At 58.8% G+C, this 2281-nt stretch carries 3 protein-coding genes and 1 tRNA gene; all 4 read right to left on the bottom strand.

Going from position 1 to position 2281, the window contains the following annotated elements:
- Positions 1-231, bottom strand: a 231-nt coding sequence (locus tag H5U08_RS16190) for a hypothetical protein (protein WP_297035400.1), incomplete at its 3' end; no start/stop codon positions are given.
- Positions 232-357: 126 nt separating this feature from the next.
- Positions 358-431: transfer RNA gene (locus H5U08_RS16185), tRNA-Met, on the bottom strand.
- Positions 432-697: 266 nt separating this feature from the next.
- Positions 698-1216 carry a translation initiation factor IF-3 gene (infC, locus tag H5U08_RS16180; protein ID WP_297035402.1) on the bottom strand — a complete coding sequence of 173 codons (519 nt, stop codon included), beginning with the start codon at positions 1214-1216 and terminating at the stop codon, positions 698-700.
- 183 nt (positions 1217-1399) lie between these two features.
- A partial coding sequence (locus H5U08_RS16175; protein ID WP_297035397.1) for a threonine--tRNA ligase occupies positions 1400-2281 on the bottom strand: 882 nt, incomplete at its 5' end.

The raw sequence follows: 2281 nt of genomic DNA, 5'->3' as shown, positions 1-2281 counted from the left end.
GACCGCCGCAGCGTAGCTGGATCGGTGCTCCACCTTGGTGAGCCGGTTGCGGTGGTCCCAGGTGTATTGGGTGATATCCCTGTCGCCTGAGTCGAGCTGGCCATTGGCGTTGGTATCAATGAACCGGTGCGTGCGGTTCCCCTCGGCATCGTACTGGTAGCGGTAGGTCCCGTCGGACAGAAGCCGGTTGTTGGTGCCGGTATCGCAAGATCCGGCACAGTCGTTGGGCATGCTACCGCTGGCGAAAGAAGCTTGGGAATGCAGAAAGAAAGGTCAAGAAAAGAAAAACCGCCCTGCGACCGGGCGGGAAAAAACGGATCACGTTCCGAATCGAAACTGATCACCAAAGGAACGCAGTTGCGGGGGCAGGATTTGAACCTGCGACCTCAAGGTTATGAGCCTTGCGAGCTACCTGGCTGCTCCACCCCGCGATATCACGAACGTGGGAATCATCCCGACGTCCATTTTTGATTTTAGGGCGTTTCACCGGGGGCGTCCAGAGGGGATGTCCTTGGGAAAAGGCCCCTTGCCCCCGATGCTGGAGACAATCGAAGACCCGCCGTCGCGCGCCGGAAATCGTAGGTACAGACGCTCACGTTCCCGCTGCGCACAGGGAACCTCCCCGATTCCCCCGCCTGCCGGGTGAGACCGAAAGCGGATAAACGTCTTTGACAGGTGCGGTCGCTTCCCGGCCTTCCTACGATCCGGATTTCGCGTTGGGGAGGACCGTACAGACGATCCGCTTGCTCTGCCGGTTGATTGTCCCTTCCAGCCTGCCGAGGTCCATCAGCCGCTCCAGGATATGGTTGAGGACTTTTTCGCCCTCCTCCATATGGGCGGCCTCTCGCCCCCGAAACATTACGGAAATAAGGACTTTATCGCCTTTGGTGAGGAACTCCCGGGCACGGTTGATCTTGACGTTCAGGTCGGCCTCCCCGGTTCCCGGTCGCACCCGGATTTCTTTGACCTTCATTTGAGCCGCATGCGACTTCTGCTGCTTCTTTTTCTGCATGTATTTGAATTTGCCGAAGTCGAGAATGCGGCAGACAGGCGGGTTATCGTTGGGGGCCACCTCAACCAAATCGAGCCCCGCTTCCCTCGCCGCTGCGAGGGCCGCTTCGCGGCTGACAATCCCCATCTGCTGGCCATCGGGACCAATCAGCCGGACGGACGGACTGCGGATCCGCTCATTGACGCGATAAGTTTTCTCCTCGATTGTTGGACTCCTCTTTCAGCCAAACACTCAAACCACCAAAACCGTTAACCAAGTCTCCAGCGTTGACGCCCTTTTCGGGAGGACGTTTGACACTTGCTTGAGTATGAACACACACACGCGAAACGTCAACACCCCGCGCCACGTCCCGGATCAAGGTTTTCCTGGGAGCACGCGGCGCTGACGCTATTTTTGGGCGTCGTCATATCGGGGTATTATCTTCAGTCGGATTTCTTCCTGCAATTTTGCAATGACAGCCGCGACGGGGAAGGCCCCCAGGTCTCCTTTCCGTCGCTCCCGCAGGGCCACCGTTCCCTGCTCCTGTTCCCGGCCCCCAATGACCGCCATGTAGGGGACCAGTTCGAGCTGCGCATCGCGGATTTTGGCGCTCACCTTTTCGGCGCGGTAATCTCCGACCACCCGCAGACCCGCTTCCCGGAATTGCCGCTCTACCTGTCGAGCGTATTCTTCGAATTTTTCGCTGACGGTGAGCACGCGGATTTGCTCCGGCGCCAGCCAGAGGGGGAACGCTCCCGCGAAATGCTCGATCAAAATCCCGGTGAATCTTTCCAGGGATCCGAAAGGAGCGCGATGGATCATGACCGGCTGATGGGGGCGATTGTCCGGACCGATGTACTCCAAATTGAATCGCTGGGGGCTGGGGAGATTGTAGTCCAACTGGACCGTGCCCAACTGCCACTCGCGGCCGATGCAATCGGACACGATAAAGTCCGCCTTGGGGCCGTAAAATGCCGCCTCGCCGATAGCGGTTTCCAGGTTGGGGAGGTTCATTTCTTCGCATACCCGGCGGAGAGCCGACTCCGCACGCTCCCAGACCTCCGGATCGCCCACGTATTTGTCGCTCTTCGGATCGCGCAGGCTCAGGCGAACGCGGTAATCCGTAAATCCGAGCGTTTGAAGGACGAACTGCGTCATTTCCAGGCAACCGCGAAATTCGTCGGCCACCTGTTCTTCGGTACAGAAAATATGGGCGTCGTCCTGTGTGAAGCCGCGAACCCGGGTCATGCCGGTGAGTTCGCCGGATTGTTCGAACCGGTAAACCGTCCC

This window comes from Thermogutta sp. (assembly GCF_014359955.1).
Lineage (GTDB): Bacteria > Planctomycetota > Planctomycetia > Pirellulales > Thermoguttaceae > Thermogutta.
This window is presented reverse-complemented; position numbering and strand designations above follow the sequence as displayed.